The sequence below is a fragment of the Cryptosporangium sp. NPDC048952 genome, from assembly GCF_043197895.1.
In the GTDB taxonomy this organism is placed as follows: domain Bacteria; phylum Actinomycetota; class Actinomycetes; order Mycobacteriales; family Cryptosporangiaceae; genus Cryptosporangium.
The window spans coordinates 1532667-1555279 of sequence record NZ_JBICTY010000002.1 but is presented as its reverse complement, the minus strand read 5'-3'; the positions used below and the strand labels follow the sequence as shown (position 1 = coordinate 1555279).

Genomic DNA, 22613 nt, shown 5'->3' with positions numbered 1-22613 from the left:
ACGGGCGCCATCACCGCCCAGTCCGGGCTGGCTTTCCTCGGCGTCGGCCGGGCGCTGGCCCGCGACATCCAGGTCATGTTCCAGGATCCCTACACGAGCCTCAACCCGTCGCTCACGATCGGCGACATCCTCGCCGAACCGCTCACCGTGCCCGGCACCCGCCGGGACCAGGCCCGGCAGCGGATCCGGGAGCTGCTCGACCAAGTACACGTGCCCGCGGACGCCCACCATCGGCTTCCCCGCGAGTTCAGCGGTGGCCGCGCCGGTGGCCGATCCGGTTGCTCAGCGGGAACGTCGGCGGCAACGCCGAGCGGCCTAGTCAGCCGTCCGTGGTGCGCGCCAGTAACCGCAGGTAGAGGCTGCGATCGGTGCGCGGGCCACCGGGCGTGTCCGCTCCGTACCGAGCGATTTCGGCGTCGAGGTCCAACGGGCGGGTCGGCGGCACACCGGGGAAGACCTCGTCCTCGACCTGCTTCTCCGGCACCAGCCAGGTGACCCCGAACTCGATCCCGTCGGGGTCGCGTCCGTACAGGGCCTTGGTGGCCGCGTGATTCGCCGCTCCGGTCAACGCGCCGGCCTTCGCCAGCGCGTCCCGGACGGTCACCATCTCACGGAGGGTGCCGACCTCCAGGCGAGGTGGTAGAGGCCGACCGAGCCGTCGGCCGCGGGCGGTCCGGCAGCCGGGAAGAGGCCGAGGTCATGGTCGTTCGCGGAGTTCGTGCCGCGGAGGAACACTGCGCCGCTCATCTCCGCGAGGATCTCGAAGCCCAGCGTGTCGATGTAGAACGCCTTGCTGCGCGACACGTCGGAGACGAACAGCACCGCATGGTTCAGGCTGCGGATGGACACCGACGCCCTCGCTTCCTCTGATCGCCGGCACGAGACGCGCCCGACCGCTCCGAGGCTAGAGACCGATTCCGCGTCTCCGCCGGACGACGTCCCACTCAGCGGGAGCGATACCGGATCGGCCCCGCTGACGCGGCCAGCCAGACCCTTGCGGGGACACGTACCGGTGGCCGCCCGTACGCGGTGCCAGATTCTCATGCTGCTTTCGGTGCGTCCCCAGTCCGCTCTCAGGACCGAATGTTCAGCTGGGTTGCCCGATATCCACCAGAGCAGCCAAGAGAGCCGCCATGTGCCGAGTTGGTCATCACCATCACCCCCCATCAGCGACCGCTCCGCCGACACCTGACGAACGGCGCAGGGCGCTGACTCGCCGAACGTTCCTGGCTCGTGCGGCGACGCTGACCGGTGCCGCCGTCAGCGTGCCACTCCTGGCTTCGTGCGGCTCTGCGAGCGATTCGGCCGTGACGTCGGGGGCAGCCACCGCGACGGCGACTTCCTCCGCCAGCGCGACGGCCGCCGCCGGCAGCGCCACTCCTCGGATCGTCACGGCCGCCGAGGGCTTCCTGGCCACACTCAACTCGTCTTCCACCAGCAAGTTGGTGCTCGACTACCCCAAGGCCACGACCGCGACCGCGAAGGACTTCTCCGGCCGCGTCGGCGAGCAGTTCGGCACCGCGGTCTGGTCGAACTACCCGATCAGCGACGTGATCCGGCAGGGCCTGCGACTCGGTGACCTGACGGCCGCCCAGCGCAAGGCCGCCATGGCAGTACTGGCGTCGGCGCTCAGTGCCGACGGCTACAACAAGGTCCAGCGGATCATGTCCGCCGACCAGGTGCTGTCCGACAGCGGCACCAATTACGCCTGTGGGCAGGACAACTATGTGATCACCTTCGTCGGCACACCGTCGAAGACGAACCGCTGGATGCTGGAATTCGGCGGTCACCACCTCGGGCTCAACGTCACCATCGAGGGCGACCAGCAGACCATGGCCCCCACCCTCACCGGCTGCCAGCCCTCGTCGTTCACCGGTGACGGGGCCACCGTGCATCCCCTGGGCGTCGAGACAGACACTGCGTTCGCGTTGGCCAAGGCGCTGAGCGATGCCCAGTTCGCCGAGGCAGTGCTGAGCTCCACGGTGAGCGACCTCGTCCTGGGGCCGGGCAAGGACGGCCAGACGCTCAAGGCAGAAGGCATCGCCGGCTCGGCGATGACGGCTGCTCAGCGCGCGCTGCTGCTGAAGCTGGCCGGCGCGTGGATCGGCATGCTCAACGACACGGCAGCCGCGGGGCAGTTCGCGCTGATCGAGAAGGATCTCCCCGACACCTACTTCGCCTGGAGCGGCGAAACCCAGGAGGACAGCTCGGTGTACTTCCGCATCACCGGCCCGTCGTTGATCATCGAGTACGCCGACCAGGGGTCAATGGGCGGCGGTCCCGGCGGCGACGCAACCGGCGTACAAGCCGGCGGTGCGAACCACATCCACACGGTATACCGCAGCCCTTCGAACGAGTACGGGCGAGGGTTCGCCTGAACCTCGCGAGACCGCGAGCGTGCTCAAGATCGTGCTCCTGGCCGGTGACACCGGTACGACTTTCCGGGAGCACCTCGGCCTCCCGTGACCGGAGAATCAGTACACGCGCTAGCTCTGGCTCGGATTTCTACCGCTTCGCAGCCACCGGAGTCGCCGCCGCTGCTCCACCGAGTACTCCACGCTGTGGGGCCGGGTAAAATCAGCACGGTCGGCCCCGGGTGAGGTGCTGGGGCTTCGGCGAGGGCACCGACCTGCCGCCGGGCGAACTCGAGGAAGCCCACTACCGACACCGGACCGGCCTCACCGGGACCGGCCACCCAGCTCGTTAGTCTCCCGACCTGCCGGGGGATTCGGTCTTAGCTGCTGCGTCGCTTCTCGTGGTACCGGTGGTCGCGATGTATCAACTGCACGGCCCGGGAGCAGACCGCCTCGGGCAGTTGTATCCGGCTGTCCTGGACGGCTGCGAGGAGGTGCACGGGGTCGTTGGTCACCAGATCCACCGTAGGCCGGACGCAGTGCGCGATCACCGATCGGTTGTGGGTGAGGACGACCGCGGTTCGGACGGTCGCTTCGACGTTGTTGCGGCGAAGCCATTGACGGAGATCGCCGGCGACGGCGTTGACTTGCTCGGCCCAGGTTCGGCCCCCACCGTCGACGGCTCGGGCCCGTTCGACGACGTTTCCGTAGCGGTCGTATTTGTCGTACCACCAGTGCTCGCCGTCGACATGGAGATGGACGTTGCGGAACTTGGCCTCGATGGCCCAGATGCCGTGCGGGCCGACGAGTACGCCGTCGGTCTCGCCGCGGCGGTTGCGGTAGCCGCGCAGCAGAGTCCACTCGTCGGGCAATGCGCTCAGGGCTAAGGCAACGCGGTCCTCACCCAGATTTCCTGCGGCTTGCTGCTGCGAGCGCTGGTGGGCCGAGTGCCACTCGTGGTGTGCTCTGATTGTCTGCCCTTCGGCTGCGAGTCCGGCTGCGAGGGCGGCGCGTTCGTCGGGGGTCGAGACGGCGAAGATCCGCTTCCACAATGGCTTTCGCCGGCGGGCAGAGCGTCGGTCCGCGTCAGCCTGGCGGCGCACTTCGTCCCACTGGCCGGCGGCGGTTGCGGCTGTTTCCATCTGGGTTCGGGAGCGGTCCAGTTGTTCGCCGCCGTGATCGGACAGAACTTCGACGCGCATTCGAGCCCTCGCTTCACCGCTACCCGGTGCATGCACCAAACGGACAACCTTCCGTGATCACACGCCCACTTTGGGTATCGGGGTTCATTCCTTGTGTCAGCCGTGCCGATCGAGGCCGAGATTCCTGAGCTGAACCTGCACGCTGGACCACCAACCCGCCTGAGGGGGCTGGTTGCATGCGAACCCAGGACGGACGGGGCATGCAGGCCGCAGGGTTCGAGCACCCTGGCGCTACAGCCGTTGTGCGACGGGGCGGCGCCACGTGCGGAAGCGGCTCGTCTGGGCAAGCCAGTCCACCCGGGTGAATGGCGCCTCATCCGTCCCGACAGGTCTCTGACCTTTGCTGCGAGCCACCCCAGCGTTAGCGCAGGGTAGCGTCATACTCTCTCTTTGTAGTTCTAGGTCGTGCCGGCGGAAGGCATCTATGGCGGACGAGGAACTTTACCGACGGTGGCAGGTGGCGCGCCTGACCGAACCGCTGCATCGTCTGGAGATTCGGTCAGCGACGAAGGCCGACTTCAACCGCGCCCGCTACGACCTCGTCCAACTCGCGTTACGGGCGATCGACTACGTCGTGACGCACCAGGCCAGCATGACCGGCACGGTCACACCGGTCGAGCTACTCGGTCACCTCACAACGATGGCCCGGCGGCTCGCACCGGACGACCCGGACCGGCCCTGGGCTCAGGTGGCGAAGCTGACGCTGTCCAATCTCCTCAACGACGGCCGGCCCGGTGCGCGTACCTACCGCTTCCGGCTGCTGCGGCTGCTCGACTCAGGGGAGACACCGCAGCTGTCGGCCACGAACGAGGCGGTGATGCTGTACCTGCAAGCGTTGGACGTCGATCTCGCCGATCGTGAGGCCGCGGCGAAGCTGATCCTGCGACGGCAGATGGAGTCGGGGGAGTTCGAACGCGCCCAGCGGTCAGCCGTTGACGCCCGACGTACCGCCGAAGGGCTGGCCGCGTCACTGCGGGACCGGTTGGACGAGACCCGCCGTGACTTGCGGGGCGTCGACTGGTCCAGCGACGTGCCGGCTCAGCTGATGGCGGCGCACGCGCACGTGACCGAGCAACTGGCGCTCGACCGTCGCATCCTGCAGCTGGCCGATCGAGGGTTGTCGCGCGGGGCGGAGCGGGAACGCGACGCCTGCCGGGCGGTCCTGCAGGAAATCAACCGGAGCCAGGGGGTCCACACCGCGCTGGAGCGGCTGATCGTCGCGGCGATCCCGGTGTATCTGGCCGCGCAGGCGGCACAGCGGTTCGCTCCGTCGTCGGCGACGCTTGCGATCGATCTGGTCGACGACGTGATGCTTCCCTATCTCGGCGTAGGTGCACAGACCGCTGACGCGGCCGGATCCGCGCTGGCCGGACGGCTCGGTGTCCGGCGTCGGTGCGGATGGTCGCTGGACAGCGTCGCCCTGCTCCTGCTCCGACCCCCGGTTTCCTACGAGCGCCCGGATCGTCCCTGGGACGATCCGGGCGATCTCGACGAGCCCGAGGAGCGCGGGATGCCTGAGGACGTCGAGCGCGTCGCCGCGGAGGTGTTCGCTGCCTGCCAGGACAGTCCGCGACGAATCTCGGCGTTGGCGCAGGCCGGCGCCGACCGGGCGGACGAGGTGCAGGATCCCGATCTGCTCGCCGACGTCCTTCACTTGGCGGCGGCCGGTCGCTTCGTCGCAGGCGGGTTCGACGCCGATGAGCCGGGAGCAGCGCCCGGCTTGCCGGCGGCCCTCGCGGGCCTGCGCGCGACCGCCGACGGTATGCGGTTCGTGTCCGATCGGTGGCAGGGCGATGACCTGCTGGTCAGCCGGACGGCCGTGGAGCAGGACCTGGAGCGGCAGGTGTCGTGAACGACGACGACGCGTATCAGGCGGGCCGGCTTCTCTCGCTCGCCCTGGATTCTGGTGCGCGGCCGGGCGGACGGTTCCCGGACTACGAGCAGCTGCTGACGCGGTGGCGAACCGACACGACGTTCCACGAGTTCGTGCGTTCCTTCGCCGAAGGCCTCGGGCTCTACGTCCTCGGTGTGACACCACAGGGCCTGGCGGTGACCGGGGAGGCGGACGGTCCGTTCGCCGTCGCGCTCGACGATCTGCCGGGGGTGCGGACGTCAACGGCGCGCATCACCGACCGGCTGCTGGCCGGCTTGGTGCTGATCGCCGTCGCAGCGTACGCGTATCCCACCGGAGCCGAGCTGGCTGAGGGATCGACGACGGTCGTGCGTCCGCGGGAGCTGGCAGCGTTCATTACCCGCGCGGCCGAGCGGATCGCCGGGCTGAACAGCGAGGACGATCTGGATAGAGGAGCGGCGTTGGCGACGCGGGCATGGTTGGATCTCCCGCCGGTGCTGCCCGGCGACAGGGGCAGGCTCCGCCGCGACTGCCAGCTGTGGCACACGCGGACGTACCTGACCTGGCTGGCAGATCAGAGGCGCGCGCGGACGATCGCCGCGATCGGTGACGACGAGGACGCCTATCAGCTCACCGACAGGTTCCGTCTGGGTGTCACGGACGTGGTCGACCATCTGGCGTTCACGATCCTCGCCGAGACACGGCAACAGGCTCCCTCGACCTGGACAGCGACGGCGAACGCTGATGTACAAGCTGCGACGCCTGCACTTGGACACCGTCGGAGTACCGGAGAACCGGTTCGCCGACCTCACGCTCGAGACCGTCAGCGCAGACGGCAGCCCTGCAGACAGCCTGATCTGGATGCGCAACGGCTCCGGCAAGACCACGATCATGTCGTTGCTGATCGCCCACATCCTGCCCGGTCGGCGCGACTTCCTGGCCGCCCGCAAGCGGCGCCGCAAGGGCGACGTGACGCGGACCCTGGAGGATCTGGTCCTCGGCGACGACACGGCGCACGTCGTCGCCGAATGGGAGGCCCCGGACGGCGCGATCCTGCTGACCGGCGCGGTCTGGGAGTGGACGAACAAGCGCCGGCCGGTAGACCACAACGGCGTCGGAGCGCAGAAGCTCAAGCGCCTGTTCTGGACGATGCGTCCCGACCCGGAGCTCGAAGGTACTGACCTCGCTGATCTCCCGCTGACGCATCGAACCCGCGGCACGGTGGATTTGGAGCGGTTCGGCGCCTACATCCGTGCCCGCGCGGCGGCCGGTGCCGACGCGGTGGTCGTGGACCAGATCGAGGCGTGGCGACGGGTGCTGGAGCAGCGGGGATTCGACGCCGAGCTCTACCGCTACTTCGTCACGATCAACGCGACCGACGGTGGCATCGACACGTTGTTCACCGACATCCGCAGCGAGAACGACTTCGCGCGCTACCTGCTCGGATTCGTCGCGGACTCTGGCCGCGCGGCCGCCGTGCGGGATCTGCTCAGCGAGGTCGCCACCGAGCTGGCGCAACGCCCTGGGTATCAGACCCAGCAGCGGTTCTGCGTGGACGCGCAGCCGTTGCTTGCTGCGGTCGCCGACGCGCACAACCGGGTAACGGCCGCTGAGCGGGCCCGTGACACAGCGGGCGACCGAGCCGCGGGTTTCCGGCGCGGGCTGCTGGCCGCCGCCCACGACGCCGAGCGCGGCGCGAGACTGGCCGGCGAGCGCTACACGACGCTCGACGGCCAGAGACGAGACCTGCATCGGCGCACCGAAGGCGCACGTCGCCGCCGGGACGAGTTGCTGCGGCTTGCGGCCCTGCACCGGGAGCGTGACGCCAAGGACGAGCTGGCGGCAGCGGAGCAGGAGCGGGCCACCGCCCGGCTGGTCGTCCGATCCTGGGACGCCGTGCCGGCGCTGCTGCAGCTACGTCGTGCCCGAGCCGCGGTCGACACGCACCGAGGCGCACGCCGCAGGCCAGAAGCTGTACGACATCGCTTGTGCGCACACTGGGTTCGTCGGCCGGGCCGACCACATCGACAAGGTCCTTTACACCCTCGCGGCGACCTTGTTTGGGGTATCTGATGGTTCGGCGGAGCGACCTCCAACAGCGCCATGAGTTCGGCGTAGGACGGCAGCGCGGAGGTCGGCAAGGCGGCGATCTGTTCTACGACCTCGGCGTCGATTTCGACGGCATACACCTACAGGCCGAGCCTCGCGCGGGTCACCGGCCACGGTTCAGTCGCGACCGCCTCGCCGGCCGACAGCCGCTCGGCGTGTTGGAGCATCCGGCGGTGGGCGGGCTCGTCGCGCGACGACCACGCGACTCGCTGCCAGCGGCGAAGCAACGCGAGTACGCCAGTGAGTTCGAGGGACTCAACGGCCTCGCTCATCGCTTGCCGGTACTCCCGGTCGAAGTAACCGGCTTCCTCCGGGAGGAGCGCAGCTCGAATCGCCTTCGGGCTGGCAGCGGGCACTTCCGGCTCGTCAGGTGCTGGAGCTGCTGCGGGCATGGGCCAACGATAAACCACAGCCAACCGCTGTCGGCGTCATCGCTGTGGACGCCGCCACGGTGCGAGGGCGGGCGGGTGTTAGACCTCACAGCACAGTCTCCGACGACTTCGTTCATCGACACAATTCACGAATCGGTTCAGCGCTATGCGATGGCCAATGGGGGAGTTGCGACAGCTTCTGGAATCGATATGATCAATGGCATGCCTACCTGCTTAATGCAGGAATGCACTGCGTGGGGGTTCAAGTCCCCCTCGGACACAGAAACCCCCCACGAGCGGTATTTCTGCTGGTGAGGGGTTTGCTTTCTCAGGCGGCGGGACCTATGGCCCCGACGCTGGGTCGATCAGCTGGTGTCGCCGTCGCCGGTGAGTACGAGGCTATCCCGGCCACATTCGATGGCCTGCCCAGTGTCATGTAGGAACCGAACCGCTGCCTCCGGAGCGTCGAGCGTGTCGGTGGATCCGTCGGCTCTTGGTATGCGCGCGGCGAGGCGAATGACGATGTTGTCCTCGCGCCAGTACACGTTCTTCGGGTGACCGGCTGGTTTGCATCGGGCACTCGTGTGGCGTGCCGGCAGCGGTACCCGGGTCGGCCGTGGGACCAGTGCGCTTCGAGACGTCGGCCGCAGATGGCGCAGATCAGCAGACCGATCAATGCGTATCGCCGGGCCGGAATAGGCGTGCCAGGGGGCGCGTCAATCGCTTGGGCGGCGACAAAGTCGGATTCACTGACCAGACCGGGGTGTGCAACCGTCTCGCTGACGATCCAGTCGCAACCGGGGTTCCAGCGCCGCGTACCTAGCCCCGACCCGGCCGGCAGAACGTCGTCGAAACGGGCCTGACGGTTCCACACCTGACGGCCTGTGTAACGCGGATTGCCGAGCACGCTGGCCACGGTCTGCACCGTCCAGGGCCCACCGACCCGGTTGCGGTTGCGTCCGGGATCGGCGCCGGACGGACTCTTGATGCCTGCGTCGTTGAGGCGACGGGCGATGCTGGCCAGGCTGCAACCGGAGAGGCGTTGCGCGAAGATCCATTTCACGTTCAGGGCAGCCGCCGGATCAGGATCCAGGCGGTGCAGCCGGCGTCCCCATTGGGCGTGGACGGCGTTGGGATGCGGACCGGCGTCCACGAGCCGGTAGCCATAGGGCGGACGGCCGCCGAGATATCGACCTTGGCCGATGGTCTGGCATCGCATCGCGGCCATGACACGAAACCGGGAGCGCTGCACCTCACGCGCCGACTGCGTCCCGAGCAACAACATGACGGCCGCGTGTGTCGGATCGCAGGGGCGTACCGGTCCGTCGAACTCGGGGAGCCATAGCTCGACGTCGTGATCGGTGAGGTACGGAAGTAGCTGTTGGAGTTGGCCGCCGGAGAACGCTCTTTCGTATTCACCGACCACGATGGCATCGAATCTCGAGCTAGCTGACGCAACCGCGTCGAGGAGCGCAGACGCCTCGGGGCGCTGCCTCCATCGGACGCGGCGAGAGCAGCCGAGATCAACGTACTCACCGACGATCTGCCCGGATCCGGCGATCAGTGCGTCGGCGGCCTCGCGTTGCCAGGCGACCGAAGAAGAAGGGTCTTGGAAACCGACGGTCGAGGTCCGCGCGTAGAACGCAAATCGCCGGCCCGGCGCGGTAGCGAGATCGAGGCGGGACGGTGGTCGGCGCCTGGTCAGCCAGGCGGTGAATGGATCGGCAGGGACGGGCTTCAACGTGGTCATCCTGGCGTCCTCGATCGACGGGCGCCCTTGACCACAGTTGAGCATGCAGGGGCATCCGACGCCGACCGGTCGGATGGATCGTGTCCCCGCCTGATACCGCAGGCTTCTGACTATGGTGGTGTGTATGAGTGAGGCGGCCCGGCCGGGCTGGGTACACGACCCGGAGCTACCATCCGCGGTCGACGACCTGCGCGGCCCCCTGGACGGAGAGGTCCACCTGCCGCTGCGGGTGTATTGGACCGGCCCGGATCCGGAGGCGGTCACCTGGGACCTCGGCAGAGAAAGCCGCCGCGCACGGCTGTACGAAATCGTGCTGCGTGAAGGCACCCTCGACGACATCCGATCGCTAGTCAACGGCCGCGAACTCGTACGGCTCTGGGACCGGCTCTGGCTGCCGGTTTACCTCCGGCGTGCCTGGCAACCGCTGATCGACGCGTCGGGCCTCGCCTGACGATGGCGCTCGACCCGCTCCAAGAGCAGATCACCCAGACCGCGCTATCCCTGCCGCAGGCGCACACACTGGCGCTGGCCGGCGGCGGGGCGATGATCGCCCACGGCCTCGTCGACCGCGCAACACACGACGTCGACCTGTTCACTGAGATCGATCCCGACGAGGCCGTCAAAGTCGCTGCCGCATTGCGAGGCGCGCTCACCGCCGCCGGCCTGGAAATCACCCCAGCGGCGCGACCGCCGCACGCCAATCGTTTCGTCGTGCGCGACCCGCGGACCGGGTTGTCCTGCGAAGTCGAAGTCTTTCCCGATGGCGGGCGTCTCCGCCCTACCGTCGACCTCGAACTCGGCGCGGTACTCCATCTCGACGACCTCGCCGCCGACAAAGTCCTCGCACTCTGGGGCCGAGCCGAGGTTCGCGACTACATCGACGTCGTGGCACTCCTGGACCGAATCCCGAAGGAACGACTCCTCCAACTCGCCGTGGAGAAGGACGCCGGATTCACCAGCGCAACGTTCCGGGACGCGCTAGAAGCCATCCGCCGATTCGATCCTGAGGACTGGACCGCCACGGGCATCGACGCCAGCTCCATAGACCGCACCCAGCAGACGGTCGCTGAGTGGATCGAGGAATTGGACGACTGATCCGTTCTGGTCAGCCGAGCGGGACTGTCTCGCCAACGGTGTTTCCGGTGGGTTGATCAGTAGGCCTCGGCGGCTGGGAATCGGTCACCGAAGGTGATGGCGAAAGCGTTCAACGCGGGTTTCCGGCGCATCGCCCACCTCACCCTTCTGGTCCCGGTCGGGTTTAAGGACCGGGTGACCAGGTAGAGGCACTTTCACGCGGCCTGCTCGGTGGGGAAGTGCCCGCGGACTTTGATCGCCCGCGGGTAACGGGCGTTCAGCGACTCGATCGCGTTCGTGCTGCAGAGCACGGTGCGGATCTCGAGGTCGTAGTCCAAGAACGGTCTTCAGGTCGGCTGCAATGCCCTTGCCTCGCTGGTCAGTTCGACCCTGTCAAAGGAATTCGCTTAGCGGTTTGCAGACGAACTCGATGAGTGCTGTTTGATACGAACTTCGCGCCCGTCAGGATCGCGCACTTCCAGAATAGTCATTTGGTCAGTAGCGCCGATGGACTCAATGCCGAGGCGCTTTGCGGCCGCAGCGAGATTATCCACCGCGATCTGCACAACGATCGATGAAGGGTCGGTCAATGTTTCGGCGGAGGTTTGATAGAGGATCAAGCCGGGGCTGATCTCGGCGGCATTGGCTCGGACTGGAACATTGCGGCCCGTTAGTTGGGCGTAGAAAGCCGCGCAGCGGGATAGACTTCGCGTGGCGAGGAGGACATCTGCTCCGAGCTCCCTGGCTTTAGCGGCAAGTCTTGTCGATTCCGGAGGCGACGTCGGGGCTCTCTCATCGCTGAGAACGGCTGGCTCATGCGAACGGTGGCCCTGATCCAAGCCCGGGTTGAAAAGCGTGGGTGATTTGGCGTCGCGATTTTCTCGCGGTCGGGAAGGCTCCGCTACTGAGTCTGCGGGGATGTCGATGAGCACAGTCTGGCCATCATCGAGTCGGAGTTGCGCTCTTAGCATGCGCGTGTCAGGGAGTATTCCGACGGTGTCGATGCGGAATTGCCGCCCGTCAGGGAATTCGCCTCCGTCGACGCGCTTACGGATCAGCGCGTCGCGGAGCGTGCGGCGCAGTGTGGCTGGACGAGTCGTTGGCCATGGCGGAGGACTCTGGGCTCGGACGGCGCTGCGCTCCGCTAGGCCTGTGATGTACGCGGCGTCTTGTACATCGTCGGCCAGGGTTCCGAGCCACCTTGTGTCCTGCAGGGCGCCGAGGATCGCGGCGGCGAGTGAGGCGAGTGTGTCGGTGTCGGCCTTACGAAGAAACGCAGCCGAGAGCAGGCCACTTAGGGGGCGCGCGGCGAATCTGCTGGCGAGGTAAATGGACGCCGCTGCGGAGACGGTTCCGGCCCCGTTGAATTTGGGATCGGTGCAGCCGAGTCGTTCCAGGATTCCCTCGGGGTCGCTCATCGCTCCGCGATTTAGCGAGTCCGAGGTAAGAGCAAGGAGTTGCGAGACTTCTTTGTTGGTGTCCTGCCAGGTGACCGCGAAGAGTTCCAGGTTCTGGGTCGTGCCCCAGTCTGATGGGAGGATGGGAAGGACATGGTCGACGTCGATCAGGCCAGCGGCGGCCGCCTCAATGCTGTCACCGAATCCGTGCGTCGTTCGTGAGTTCATGGCGTGGCGAAGCGCAAATCCATAGACCAGGGCACCTACGAGTGCTCGGGGGTGCCCGTGGGTGGCGATGCCGTCGAGCACGATTCGCCGGATGAGGTCCTCGGGACTATCGGCCCAGAGCACGTGAGGTGCGATGCGCATCGCTACGCCGTTGGCGCCAGCGCCGCGATAGCGTTTTTCGATGGCTTGGACGCGCGCTGGACCGTCGCGCTGCCATGGGGGACGTCCGTCGGCCCATGCACCGGCCGCTACTAGGACTGTGCCGCCCCCGCCGCGCTGGTAGGTCGGCCAGGCAGGAAGTTCCACCTGGGTGAGCCGCTCCCACCATCGATCGCCGGCCAGACAGGATCTGGCTGTGGCCAGCAGAAGCTGCGTGTCGTCGCTGTACTCGCCGCGTCGAACAGGGTCTCGGTAGCGGCTTGAGTAGTGGCCCGCGTGTCTGGTCCATCTCCGAAACTCTGGTCGCGCAGTGAGACGGTCGCGTTCCTTCTGCCCACCGACCAGACCGCCGCGGACCTCCTGCGGCCAGCCCAGCGCGTCGCCGACAGCCGCGCTGAGGAACATGCTCCGCGCTGTGAGGATCGTCAGGTCGGCGTTGGCGGTCATGGTGTTGCCCTCGGTGATGGCGTCGGTGACCAAGTGGTCTCGGGAAAGTATTGCCTGTTTTGGACGGCGCTGGTGATAGTCCACTTGTCGAACATGCCCGGGGAGATCACCCACTGCATGTCAGGGGGCGGCAGCAGGCCGAAACGGTCTAATCGCCCATATTCTTCGATGGCTGCGGCTTCGGTGGGAAACACGATCGCACGGATCATCGACAGCGGCACAGGCGCCGTCACGAGCACTTCGGCTTGGACGTCGGTCGGGCTGGCAGGGTCGTGGTGTTGCCCGCGGGTCCGGGTCTGACCGCCCTGGCCGAGTACGGACTCGGCGTAGCAGGCCTTCAGGCCGTCTGGACCGGGGAGGGTGACACTCCCGGCGGCTGCGGCGTTGCGCGGGCAGAACAACGTGTCATCAGCTGCGGCAACGATTTTGTCGAGAAGAAGGCACACCCAGTCTGGGTAGTTGGCGACGTCGGACTTGCGGCGGGCGATGTCGAAGTAGAAGCCGTTTGGGTACTGGAGGCTGCAGCAGACCTTGTCCGGGCGGCCGTCTAGACGCTGCAGATCGGTATTTCGGTAGCAGGCGCGGACGTCCTCGGACAGGTCCGCCGCGCTGCGTAGCTGGCGGTCGAAGAGGATGTTGGGCAGATTCAACGCTGGGGTAAAGTGCGTGAGCCGAGTCAACGGTAGGTCATTCAACGCGGTGGCGACTGCGACGTTAAACGCGCCCGTCATGTGGTCACGTGATATAGGTCGGAGGAGACGGGCGGCAGTAACGGCGTCGGATCGCCGGTGTGAGTGATGATGAGTTCGTCACGGGCGCGAGTCACTCCGACGTAGAGCAAGCGGCTTTCGCGGCTGGCCGCCTCCTCGTAGCCGAAGGCAGCGACGGTGTCCTTGTCGGGGCATCGGTCGGCTCCGCAAAAGGGCAGGATAACGACGTCGAACTCCAGACCCTTGGCGGAGTGATACGTGCCGGCGTGGACGCCAGCGCCTACCTGCCAGCGTTGCAGGTTTTCATGTAAGACGTGCACGCCCTGAAGGCCTTGCACGGCGAGGCGGGCTTCAGCTCGGGTGCGCGTGAGGATCCCGACGCGCGCGACCTTTCCAAAGCTCGCGGCCGTAGCCGCAACTGCCGTCGTTTCCTCCGCGACGGACGCGTAACGCACCAGGGTCGGCTTCGCGCCGGCAGCGCGTTGCGAGGCGCGGGGCTCCACAAGGTCTGCCGAGTCTTGGAAATGAGGCATCTGCGCCATGGCTATTGCAAGGCGAGCAATCTCTGGACTGTTGCGATAGTTATCCAGGAATATCTCTATTTTCTGGACCTTCAAGCCGCAGGAGCGCCAAGAGATTCGCTGCCCATAGATCTGCTGAGCGTAGTCGCCGAACAGCGTGAGGCTGCCGTCAGCTGGGATGGCTTCGGCGAGCGATCGGATCGCCTCCGGAGACAGATCTTGCGCCTCGTCGACGACAACGTGCTTGTAGCGACGAACAGCCGTGTCGGTAGCGAGCGAGCAACGAACCGCAGAGGGCACGGCTGGCCAGTCATATGGACGGTGAGCCGCTATGCGGGCTGCTACGTAGGCCTGGCGGATCTCCCAGACTGCCTCCCGCTGGCTTGGTTGCAGCGGGGCCATCCGGCCAACGCGGTTCACCGCCAGGTAGTCCGCTAAGGTCGCGAGCCCGTTTCCGTCGATCCACTCCAGCTCATCCAGGAAAAAGTCTGTCGATCGATCGAAAAACTGGCTCGGGTCATGGCGCGCGGCGACTGTCTTGACTGCCTGCCCGACCAGGTACCGGCGAACGTCCGGATCGGCGATCTGGTTGTAAGTCATCTTGCCCTGCGACGCCAGGTAGCCTCTGCCGAACTTCCCATAAGTCTCGATAGCGACGCCGGGCAGGTTGTTGGCCTGGTGACGCAGATACGTGACGAGGGAGTTGTTGTAAGTGAGCAATAGCACCGGACCGTGATTCTGAGTTCGAACATCCGCCAGATGCGCAGCACGATGAATCGCCATCACGGTCTTGCCCGTGCCGGCGGTCCCAAGGACAACATGATGGCCATGGGCGGCCAAGTAGACGACGTCGCGTTGATGGCCTTGAGGCATCGGTAGGCCCATGGTTCGCTCCCTGTAGATCACCGGTGGCCGGGAGAGTCTGAAGCACCGCCGAGATACCTAGAACGTACCGGTCATGTGCCAGTGTTAGTCCACTTCGGTGTGCTTCCCTGGCCCGGATTACAGGTGAACCGCCATAGCTGGGTCAATGGCTGCGAGTCGCTCCGCGCCGAGGCCATCCGCCTGGGCATGTGGCGGTCGCTGCAAGCTCCGACACCGACAGTGGAGCGCACAATAGGTTCGTGGGTAGCCGCCAGCAACCTCGATTAGTGGCAGCCCGAACGTCCGGTGTGCGGCGCGTACCTACTGGGCGAGCATCAAATCGGTGAAGATCTGAATGGACGGTGTGCTTAAAGTTCGGCTCGGTCCTCGGACACAATCCACAAGCACATGGCCTTCGGGCCTGGCTTCGGCCGTGACAGTTCGCCGGCCCGGGTGGTAGGTCAAATCCAGATTGAGACTCCGGTAGACCTGTGCCCGGTCGATCGGGTCGGCGTCGATCAAGACTCGCCGAATACCTCCTTAGTGCGTTGACCAGCGCTTTTATCTCTTCGGTGGTCATCCTCTGGCGTCCGGTCAGTTCGCGGATCTTGGCCTCCGCCTGGACCCGTTCGGCCTGCACTTCAGCGGTCCACTGTTGGATGAGCGACGGGTCGGTGCCAGCTTCCAGCGCGGCCCGGTAGCGCTGGAGTCGCTGTCCGCAGGACTGGATGGCTTCCTTCGCGGCGGCGAGTGCAGTGTCGTCCGTGCTGTCTTCTGCCTCGCTCATCGCGGTGAGCGTCTTGGTGAGCTTGGCAGGCGCGAACGCCTGGGTGAGCCACTCGTCAACCGGGCCAGCGAGGACGTCTTCCCGAAGGTAGACCGCCTTCGGGTGCTCGACGTGGTTGGCGGCGGCGTAGTCGGCCGGGTAGCGGCATCGGTAGTGGTTGCGGCCGTTGTTGAAATTGCCCTGCATGAGCCGACCGCACAGCCCGCAACGGACGCGGCCCGAGAACAGGTAGTGCCGCTGCATGGTCCGGGTCTTCCGGACATTCGGCCGGCGGCTACCGGCGGCGGCAAGCGCCTGGACCTGGGGGGTGACGATCGCGGGATGCGTCGGCTTCGCGGACCAGATCCAGGTGTCCTTGTCGTTCCAGCGCATCTTCGTCTCGTGGCCGAGCGCCACGTCTTCGACGTCGATCAGGACCTCGTCCTTACGCTGCTTGTTCCAGACCTCACGGCCTGTATACCGAGGATTGAGCAGGATCGCGCGGACGGCGGACTTGCTCCACGCGACGCCGGTTCGGTGGCTGTTGCGCTTCCGGTCGTGGGCCGACGGGCACGGGATGCCGTCGCGGGTGAGGCCCTGAGCGATGGCGAAGAACCCCATGCCATCGAGGTACTCGGCGTAGATCCGGGCGACGATCGGCGCCGCGACCGGGTCGAGTTCGAGGACGTGGAGGCGCTTGCCGTCGGCGGCCTTCGCCGGGTTCGGGTGAGGGCCAGCGTCGCCGAGCCGGTAGCCGTACGGCGGGCGGCCACCGAGGTACCGTCCCTCGGTCGCTGCCTGAGCAGCCATCGTCGAGCGGACGCGGATCTTGATCCGGTTGCGCTCGCCTTTGCTCATGCCGCCGTAGATCTGGGCAGTCCCCTTTGAACGCCGAGCCACACGCGGCCACGGTCCTCGTCGCTCACGAAGGGCTCGGTCTAGATGTAGATGAACATTGCCTGCTGGTTGATACGCCAGCCGAGGCAGCAGCGCCAGCGTCGATTACGCGACCGCAAACGTAGCTGCTGCTTTTTCACTTCCGATTTCCGGCAGCCACAACCGTCCGAGGCCTTCCGTCATTGCCGACCATCGGCAAGAAACTGCCTCCGGTGTTCGCCGGTGCTTGACCTACCGCCCCGGGGCCGCCTGACGGAGGGTGGAGGTGGTCCGGCAATTCAGAGCAGCACATGCGTGGAGGTGATCCGGTTGATGTCCGAGCAACTGACCACCGTCGGATTGCCCCGGCAGGCGATGCGCATGCCGAATGGCGTGCCTGGCGCGACGATGCTCCCGACGAGCGCTGCGGAGCGCCAGAAGAAGCTGGTGCCGCCGGGCCGGCGCTGATCGACGCATTTCACTCGATCTTTCCGCGCTCCGGCCTCGCCCGGGGCGCTTCTTCGTTCTTCAAAGGAGTTCTGATGTCGATCGTCGCTGTGTCCCCGACCCCTTCGTTCGATCCGGTAGCGGATCAAGAGGCGTTCCGGGCGCTGCTGGTGGCCCAGCGCGCAGACTGCGTCCGGCAACGGCAGGTGATCGCCGCCGAGGACCTCGCGTCCCCCGGTGATTCGGTGATCACCGGGCGGGCCGCGGACCTGCTGCGCACGATCGAGGAGATTGACGCCGCGCTCGAACGCATCGAGCTGGGCACCTACGGCTCTTGCGTGCGCTGCGGCACCACGATTCCGGGTGAGCGCCTGGAGTTCCGTCCGTACGCCGCCGCGTGCGTCCCCTGCGCACGGTCCGATCGCTGAGCGGGCCGAGATGACATTCCCGAACGGTGCGGCGTGGCCCGCCGCGAGACCGCAGGACGTGGCGATCATCGGAGCCGGCATGGTCGGCTTGGCGACGGCATGGTTCCTGCAGGAGGCCGGTGTGAAGGTCACCGTCTACGAGCGTCACCTCGTCGCCGCAGGCGCGTCGTGGGGTAACGCCGGCTGGCTGACGCCCGGCCTGACCGCACCGCTGCCCGAGCCGGCGGTGCTCCGCTCTGGACTGCGGGCACTGCTCAGCCCCGCGTCACCCGTCTACCTGCCGCTGCGGGCCGACCCGGCGCTGTTGCGTTTCCTGCGGGGATTCGTCGCTCACAGCACGCACGGGCAGTGGCGGCGTGGCATGGCCGCCTACGTCCCGGTCAATCAGCGGGCGTTGGAAGCATTCGACGTCCTGGCCGCAGGCGGAGTAACCGTACCGACGCGCCACGCGACCCCCTTCCTGGCCGGTTTCCGCACCGAACGAGAGGCACGCAGCCTGATAGCCGAGTTGACGGCGATTCGCGACGCCGGTCAGGACGTGCGCTTTCGGCCGGTGCTCAACTGGCGGGCGCAGGCCCTCGAGCCGGCGCTGACCGACCGCGTGGGCGCCGCGGTCGTCATCGACGGTCAGCGTTACTTGGATCCGCCGGAGTTTCTCCGCTCACTGAGCATGGCGGTCAGGGCGCGGCACGGACTGATCGTCGAAAACGTCGACGTGACCGCAGTGCGACCGGGCGCGGCGGGCGCGACCGTGGTGCGCTCCACCGGACAGCAATACACGCACGACGCGGTCGTGCTCGCGACCGGCGCGGAGCTGACGCGGTTGGCCGGACCGTTCGGAGTGCGTCAGCTGGTGCAGGCCGGTCGCGGCTACAGCTTCAGCGTGCCCGCGGACCCGTTGCCTGCCGGGCCGATCTACTTTCCCCGGCAACGGGTGGCCTGCACACCTCTGCGCGGCCGGCTGCGGATCGCCGGAATGATGGAGTTCCGCCGGTCGGACGATCCGCTCGACCCTCGGCGTATCACCGCGATCGTCGAGGCTGTTCGCCCGTTCCTGACCGGCGTGGACCTCGAGGACCGCGCGGACGAGTGGGTCGGATCCCGGCCCTGTACCGCCGACGGATTGCCGCTGATCGGCCCGACCGCCGCACCACGGGTGTTCGTAGCCGGCGGGCACGGCATGTGGGGCATCGCGCTCGGCCCGATCACCGGTCAATTGCTGGCCGAAACGGTCCTCAAAGGCGAGGTACCGGCGGAGCTCGCGCCGTTCGACCCGCTGCGCTGACCGCCGTCGGCGACTAGGAAGAGCGTCCTGGCGGTCGTCGGTCTCGTCGTCCACGTTCGATTGGCCCGCAGCGTGCCGCGCGCCGACGACCGCCAGTCCAGCGTCCGCGAGAGGGGCTACGGACAGTGACTTCGCTTTGGCTGTCTTTCTCAGGCAAGACCAAGAGCGCCACGGCCGCCGGGGCCGCCGGGGCCGCCCGGCCCTTTCTCGCGAGTTCCTTTCCGCCACCCGCCGTCGCTGAGATCACCGCGGTGATCACCCAGGTCATCGGCCAGGTCCTGGACCGAAGTCCTGGCGGAGGCGAACTCATCGTGAGCCGACGCGAGGACACGATGCTGATCGAGATACTCGATCAGCATCCCGCGTCGAAGCACCCGACCACCGGCCCGAACAACTCCAGGACGTCGTCGGTTCCAAGCACCTGCGGCAGCCTGGCTGTCGCGGGTGGCACCGTGACGTGGATCGAGATACCGCTGCCCTGAGCGACGGGCGCCATCCCCCTCGGCGAGCTGGGCCAGGACCCGAGCGGAGTGCATGTCGCGCCAGGAGGTGCGAGATGCCAGCGGTTCACGGCTCGTGGCGATCTGAATTTCGTCTCGGTAATTCCTCGCAATCGGCGGCGCGGACCTCCGCCCACCAAAACCGCAGCCCCCACCCAAAGACGATCACCAGGCCGAGCACGGCCCCTGCGGTGGGAAATCCGAACAAGATCAGAAGGACGCCTAGCCAGACGCCGACAATTCCCACGAGCGGAATGTCTTTGCTCTTCCGCTTGATTCGGCCACGCGCGCCCAACAGCGTGTGGTCAGTCCGTACGGGCTCCTCCGCGGCATCGCTCGGGTAAGCCCGGGTGATCTCTTCCCAAGCGTGCTGCTCGTGCGGACTGAGCACTCCAGACCCCTTCCCAGGCTTTCCTGTTCTTCACCCTGCCTGGCCGATGTCGGGCAGACCAGGGTCGGTTCCGGCCGATTGAGGCGACTAAAATTGCCGGGGACCGGCAACGATGACGCCGACCCGCAACAGCCACTCCAGGCCAGGCCCACTCTGGGGAAGGGGACGCGATGGCACGGGAACGATCCCGCAGTGCGGCAGCACCGACCGATGACTGGCTCGCCGCCGTGGGCGCTGCCACCGCGGCCGCTTGCCACACGCCGGCTGACCTGCTCGGCGAGTACCTGGCGATGCTGGCCGACGCGGCGATCCACGGCCGCCGTCCGGACCCCTGGCAGCGCGACGCCGTCCGCGAACTCGGCCGCCGCGCCGCCGAGCAAGGCGTCGACGCCGGCCGGGCGGTGGACCTCTATCTCTCCGCGGCTTGGCGGCTGTGGCGGGAACTGCCAGCCGTGGCGCGCTCGTCCGATCCCGAAAAGGTACGCGCCGCGGCCGAGGCGGTCCTGAGAGTCCTGGACGACGCGGTCGGCATCCTCGTCGACGGCCACCAATCGCAACGCCGCGAGATGATCCGGCGCGAGGAAACACTGCGGGCAGCGTTCGTCGATGACCTACTGCGCGGCGACGCCGACGTGTCTGCACTCGTCGAGCGAGCGGCACCGTTCGGCATCGATCTAGGCAAGGCCCACGCGGTCGCGCTGATCGCCCCCTGTGAGGCCGACCACTCACTCGACAACGCAGCGATTGCCCTGGAACGTGTGGTCGTGGAGCGGTTCGGGGACCGCGAGGTACTCGTCGCCGCCAAAGACGGCCGGGTCATCGCCGTGGTTCCCGCCACGACCAGCGACTTCGACACCGGATCCGCCCTGCACCAGGGCCTCGAGCGGCGACGCGTCCCAGGGCGTTGGCGTATCGCGACCGGCCGTGCATTCACCGGCGCCTACGGCGTAGCCCGCTCCTACGAGGAAGCCCGGGACGCACTGGAGTACGCCGACCGACTAAACCTGAACAGCGATGTCATCAACGCCCGCGATTTGCTCGTCTACCGGGTCCTCGGACGCGACCAAGCCGCCATCGTGGACCTCGTCCGCGATGTCCTGGAGCCGCTCACTCACGCCCGCGGTGGAGCGGAGGTTCCACTGGAAACCCTCCATCAGTACTTCGCGGCCGGGGGCGTAGCCATGGAAGCGGCCCGGCGACTCCACGTGTCAGTGCGAACAGTCACCTACCGGCTCACTCGCATCGCGCAGCTGACCGGCTTCAGCGTCTCCGACCCCGACCAGCGCTTCATCCTCCACACCGCAGTACTCGGCGCGCGACTGCTCGAATGGCCGGCGACGCCGCTGCAATCCGACTCGTAATCCTCGGCCGCCGCCCGGCGGCGTTGAGCAGGGGCTCGGACCATTGGTCTACGTCGCCGGAGAAATCCAGGCGCAGCTGGTGGGGGCTGGGCTGGAAGATCCGCAGCTGCGGGCTGCCGCCGCGTCGGCGGGTGGCCCGGTAGCGGCTTGGAGAAGTCGATCGGTATTCGGGTATCGAGCCAGATCCGTGGGCAGAGGGTGATGTATCCCAGGCTAGAACGGCGAAGTTGCGGTATCCCGGAGCCTGGTCTCCTAGTCGGGGTCGGCGGTGAGGAGCCGTAGCCAGCGCTCCGGGGCGCGGAGGTAGTCGCGCCAGGACTCGACCAGTTCGAGGTCCTCCCACGGTGTCTGGCGGATACCCCAGTCGCCGAGTTCGAAGATCGTCGCGCCGGGCAGGCTGGCGAGCAATGGGGAGCGCGTCGCAAGAATAATCTGCGATCCCTCGGCTCGCATGGTGTCTAGCAGCGCCAGGAGCGTCAGGCTCGAGTGGAAAGACAAGGCCGACTCGGGCTCGTCGAGGAAGTACACGCCCTGATCGACGAAGCGGTGACGCAGCACGGCAAGGAACGACTCTCCGTGGGAGCGTTCGCTGACTTTCTCGTGCCCCCAGGCGCGGCGGTCGGCCGCTGTGGAGTCGATAGCGCGCAGATAGCTGTGCATGGCTTCTGCGCGGAGGAAGAACCCGCCGGTAGCGGCACGCGGATGGGTTTTCGCTTTGAGATAGCGGTGCAGGTTCGATTCGTCGCCGACTAGGGCGTGTTTGAAAAGCTCGTCGTTCGTTGGGTGAGGCGTGGCTCGTGGTGATCTCACGAACGCGGAGTGGGAAGTCCTGTCGGCGGTGTTGCCGCCGGCGAAGCCAGGCGGGCGGCCGCCGCGGTCGCGGCGGCAGGTCATCGACGGGATCCGGTGGCGGGTGCGGACCGGCGCGCCGTGGCGAGACCTGCCCGAACGCTACGGACCCTGGGAGACCGCGTATGCCCTGTTCCGGGACTGGCAACGCGACGGCACCTGGGCGCGGGTCGTGTCGGATCTGCAGTCCCGCGCCCAGCCGCGAGGGCTGATTACCTGGGACGTCTCGGTCGACTCCACGGTGGTGCGGGCGCATCAGCACGCCGCGGGCGCCCGTAAAAGGGGGTCGGATCAAAAACAAGCGCCGGGAGGATGCACCGCAGAGCCCAACGACCACGGTCTGGGACGGTCACGCGGTGGGTTGAGCACGAAAATCCATCTGGCGGCCGAAGGCGGACAGCGTCCGCTGGCCCTGCTGATCACCGCCGGACAGGCCGGAGACGCTCCGCAGTTCCAGCCCGTGCTCGAGGCCATCCGCGTCCCCGGCGGCATCGGTAGGCCGCGGGCCCGGCCGGCGCGGGTCCTGGCCGATAAGGCCTACCGATCCCGCGCCAACCGCCTTTACCTGCGTCGACGCGGGATCCGCGCCACCATCCCCGAACAAGTCGACCGGCTGGCCCACCGCCGGCGCCGCGGCAGCGCCGGCGGCAGCGGCCCGATCCTCACTGGCTT

General features: G+C 67.2%; 18 protein-coding genes and 3 pseudogenes. 10 read left to right on the top strand and 11 right to left on the bottom strand.

Annotated elements, in window-relative coordinates; translation table 11 throughout:
* Positions 1–319: 319 nt before the first annotated feature.
* Positions 320–849: pseudogene (locus ACGFY5_RS15555) on the bottom strand (VOC family protein).
* Positions 850–1307: 458 nt separating this feature from the next.
* Between ACGFY5_RS15555 and ACGFY5_RS15550 the strand changes: the two are divergent.
* Positions 1308–2378, top strand: coding sequence for a DUF3500 domain-containing protein (locus tag ACGFY5_RS15550; protein WP_392720290.1), 1071 nt, complete (start codon positions 1308–1310; stop codon positions 2376–2378).
* A 356-nt stretch (positions 2379–2734) separates the two neighbouring features.
* Here the strand turns inward: ACGFY5_RS15550 and ACGFY5_RS15545 are convergent, their stop codons facing one another.
* Complete coding sequence (locus tag ACGFY5_RS15545) at positions 2735–3556, bottom strand: nuclease-related domain-containing protein (protein ID WP_392720289.1); 822 nt, start codon at positions 3554–3556, stop codon at positions 2735–2737.
* 424 nt (positions 3557–3980) lie between these two features.
* Here ACGFY5_RS15545 and ACGFY5_RS15540 point away from each other — a divergent pair, with 424 nt between their 5' ends.
* Together ACGFY5_RS15540 and ACGFY5_RS15535 are read left to right on the top strand one after the other, a co-directional pair.
* On the top strand, positions 3981–5408 hold the full coding sequence (locus tag ACGFY5_RS15540) for a hypothetical protein (RefSeq protein WP_392720288.1): 1428 nt from the start codon (positions 3981–3983) through the stop codon (positions 5406–5408).
* A gap of 744 nt (positions 5409–6152) precedes the next feature.
* Positions 6153–7481, top strand: a complete 1329-nt coding sequence (locus tag ACGFY5_RS15535) for a hypothetical protein (RefSeq protein WP_392720287.1) — start codon at positions 6153–6155, stop codon at positions 7479–7481.
* 116 nt (positions 7482–7597) lie between these two features.
* On the opposite strand, the gene ACGFY5_RS15530 is transcribed toward ACGFY5_RS15535, so the two are convergent.
* A complete protein-coding gene (locus ACGFY5_RS15530) occupies positions 7598–7909 on the bottom strand; it encodes a DUF6247 family protein (protein ID WP_392720286.1) in 312 nt (103 codons plus the stop codon).
* Positions 7910–8216: 307 nt separating this feature from the next.
* The gene (locus ACGFY5_RS15525) at positions 8217–9638 is read right to left on the bottom strand and encodes a recombinase family protein (RefSeq protein ID WP_392720285.1); all 1422 of its coding nucleotides are present in this window, start codon (positions 9636–9638) and stop codon (positions 8217–8219) included.
* A 124-nt stretch (positions 9639–9762) separates the two neighbouring features.
* On the opposite strand from ACGFY5_RS15525, the gene ACGFY5_RS15520 reads away from it, so the two are divergent.
* Both ACGFY5_RS15520 and ACGFY5_RS15515 read left to right on the top strand, forming a co-directional pair.
* A complete protein-coding gene (locus ACGFY5_RS15520) occupies positions 9763–10089 on the top strand; it encodes a hypothetical protein (RefSeq protein ID WP_392720284.1) in 327 nt (108 codons plus the stop codon).
* Positions 10090–10091: 2 nt separating this feature from the next.
* Positions 10092–10733: a nucleotidyl transferase AbiEii/AbiGii toxin family protein gene (locus tag ACGFY5_RS15515; protein ID WP_392720283.1), complete on the top strand. Its 642-nt coding sequence runs from the start codon at positions 10092–10094 to the stop codon at positions 10731–10733.
* A gap of 56 nt (positions 10734–10789) precedes the next feature.
* On the opposite strand, the pseudogene ACGFY5_RS15510 reads toward ACGFY5_RS15515, so the two are convergent.
* The 6 genes and pseudogenes from ACGFY5_RS15510 to ACGFY5_RS15485 form a co-directional block, all read right to left on the bottom strand.
* A pseudogene (locus tag ACGFY5_RS15510) lies at positions 10790–11056 on the bottom strand (transposase); the annotation flags it as partial.
* A gap of 63 nt (positions 11057–11119) precedes the next feature.
* On the bottom strand, positions 11120–13027 hold the full coding sequence (locus tag ACGFY5_RS15505; RefSeq protein ID WP_392720282.1) for an ADP-ribosylglycohydrolase family protein: 1908 nt from the start codon (positions 13025–13027) through the stop codon (positions 11120–11122).
* The gene (locus ACGFY5_RS15500; protein ID WP_392720281.1) at positions 12940–13674 is read right to left on the bottom strand and encodes a DarT ssDNA thymidine ADP-ribosyltransferase family protein; all 735 of its coding nucleotides are present in this window, start codon (positions 13672–13674) and stop codon (positions 12940–12942) included. Before ACGFY5_RS15500 ends, ACGFY5_RS15505 begins: the two co-directional genes overlap by 88 nt.
* Entirely contained in the window at positions 13671–15059 is a 1389-nt protein-coding gene (locus tag ACGFY5_RS15495) for a 3'-5' exonuclease (protein ID WP_392720280.1), read from the bottom strand. The genes ACGFY5_RS15500 and ACGFY5_RS15495 overlap by 4 nt, the downstream gene beginning before the upstream one ends.
* 142 nt (positions 15060–15201) lie before the next feature.
* Entirely contained in the window at positions 15202–16425 is a 1224-nt protein-coding gene (locus ACGFY5_RS15490; protein ID WP_392720279.1) for a recombinase family protein, read from the bottom strand.
* Positions 16426–16979: 554 nt separating this feature from the next.
* Positions 16980–17162: a hypothetical protein gene (locus ACGFY5_RS15485; protein ID WP_392720278.1), complete on the bottom strand. Its 183-nt coding sequence runs from the start codon at positions 17160–17162 to the stop codon at positions 16980–16982.
* A gap of 60 nt (positions 17163–17222) precedes the next feature.
* Here ACGFY5_RS15485 and ACGFY5_RS15480 point away from each other — a divergent pair, with 60 nt between their 5' ends.
* From ACGFY5_RS15480 to ACGFY5_RS15465, 4 genes are all read left to right on the top strand, one after another.
* On the top strand, positions 17223–17555 hold the full coding sequence (locus ACGFY5_RS15480) for a TraR/DksA family transcriptional regulator (protein ID WP_392720277.1): 333 nt from the start codon (positions 17223–17225) through the stop codon (positions 17553–17555).
* Positions 17556–17565: 10 nt separating this feature from the next.
* Positions 17566–18840, top strand: coding sequence for an NAD(P)/FAD-dependent oxidoreductase (locus tag ACGFY5_RS15475; RefSeq protein ID WP_392720276.1), 1275 nt, complete (start codon positions 17566–17568; stop codon positions 18838–18840).
* Positions 18841–18965: 125 nt separating this feature from the next.
* Positions 18966–19322, top strand: a complete 357-nt coding sequence (locus ACGFY5_RS15470) for a hypothetical protein (RefSeq protein WP_392720275.1) — start codon at positions 18966–18968, stop codon at positions 19320–19322.
* 579 nt (positions 19323–19901) lie between these two features.
* Entirely contained in the window at positions 19902–21092 is a 1191-nt protein-coding gene (locus tag ACGFY5_RS15465) for a PucR family transcriptional regulator (RefSeq protein WP_392720274.1), read from the top strand.
* A gap of 252 nt (positions 21093–21344) precedes the next feature.
* Here the strand turns inward: ACGFY5_RS15465 and ACGFY5_RS15460 are convergent, their stop codons facing one another.
* On the bottom strand, positions 21345–21986 hold the full coding sequence (locus ACGFY5_RS15460) for an AAA family ATPase (RefSeq protein ID WP_392720533.1): 642 nt from the start codon (positions 21984–21986) through the stop codon (positions 21345–21347).
* On the opposite strand from ACGFY5_RS15460, the pseudogene ACGFY5_RS15455 reads away from it, so the two are divergent.
* Positions 21883–22599: pseudogene (locus ACGFY5_RS15455) on the top strand (IS5 family transposase); the annotation flags it as partial. The gene ACGFY5_RS15460 and the pseudogene ACGFY5_RS15455 overlap by 104 nt on opposite strands.
* Positions 22600–22613: the final 14 nt, after the last annotated feature.

Excerpts from the sequence above, each read along its gene's own strand:
- ACGFY5_RS15480 (WP_392720277.1), top strand. The coding sequence starts at position 17,223 with ATGTCGATCGTCGCTGTGTCCCCGACCCCTTCGTTCGATCCGGTAGCG.
- ACGFY5_RS15475 (WP_392720276.1), top strand. The coding sequence starts at position 17,566 with ATGACATTCCCGAACGGTGCGGCGTGGCCCGCCGCGAGACCGCAGGAC.
- ACGFY5_RS15490 (WP_392720279.1), bottom strand. The coding sequence starts at position 16,425 with ATGGGGTTCTTCGCCATCGCTCAGGGCCTCACCCGCGACGGCATCCCG.
- ACGFY5_RS15545 (WP_392720289.1), bottom strand. The coding sequence starts at position 3,556 with ATGCGCGTCGAAGTTCTGTCCGATCACGGCGGCGAACAACTGGACCGC.
- ACGFY5_RS15530 (WP_392720286.1), bottom strand. The coding sequence starts at position 7,909 with ATGCCCGCAGCAGCTCCAGCACCTGACGAGCCGGAAGTGCCCGCTGCC.
- ACGFY5_RS15460 (WP_392720533.1), bottom strand. The coding sequence starts at position 21,986 with ATGACCTGCCGCCGCGACCGCGGCGGCCGCCCGCCTGGCTTCGCCGGC.
- ACGFY5_RS15495 (WP_392720280.1), bottom strand. The coding sequence starts at position 15,059 with ATGGGCCTACCGATGCCTCAAGGCCATCAACGCGACGTCGTCTACTTG.
- ACGFY5_RS15515 (WP_392720283.1), top strand. The coding sequence starts at position 10,092 with ATGGCGCTCGACCCGCTCCAAGAGCAGATCACCCAGACCGCGCTATCC.
- ACGFY5_RS15535 (WP_392720287.1), top strand. The coding sequence starts at position 6,153 with ATGTACAAGCTGCGACGCCTGCACTTGGACACCGTCGGAGTACCGGAG.
- ACGFY5_RS15500 (WP_392720281.1), bottom strand. The coding sequence starts at position 13,674 with ATGACGGGCGCGTTTAACGTCGCAGTCGCCACCGCGTTGAATGACCTA.
- ACGFY5_RS15520 (WP_392720284.1), top strand. The coding sequence starts at position 9,763 with ATGAGTGAGGCGGCCCGGCCGGGCTGGGTACACGACCCGGAGCTACCA.
- ACGFY5_RS15465 (WP_392720274.1), top strand. The coding sequence starts at position 19,902 with ATGGCACGGGAACGATCCCGCAGTGCGGCAGCACCGACCGATGACTGG.
- ACGFY5_RS15525 (WP_392720285.1), bottom strand. The coding sequence starts at position 9,638 with ATGACCACGTTGAAGCCCGTCCCTGCCGATCCATTCACCGCCTGGCTG.
- ACGFY5_RS15540 (WP_392720288.1), top strand. The coding sequence starts at position 3,981 with ATGGCGGACGAGGAACTTTACCGACGGTGGCAGGTGGCGCGCCTGACC.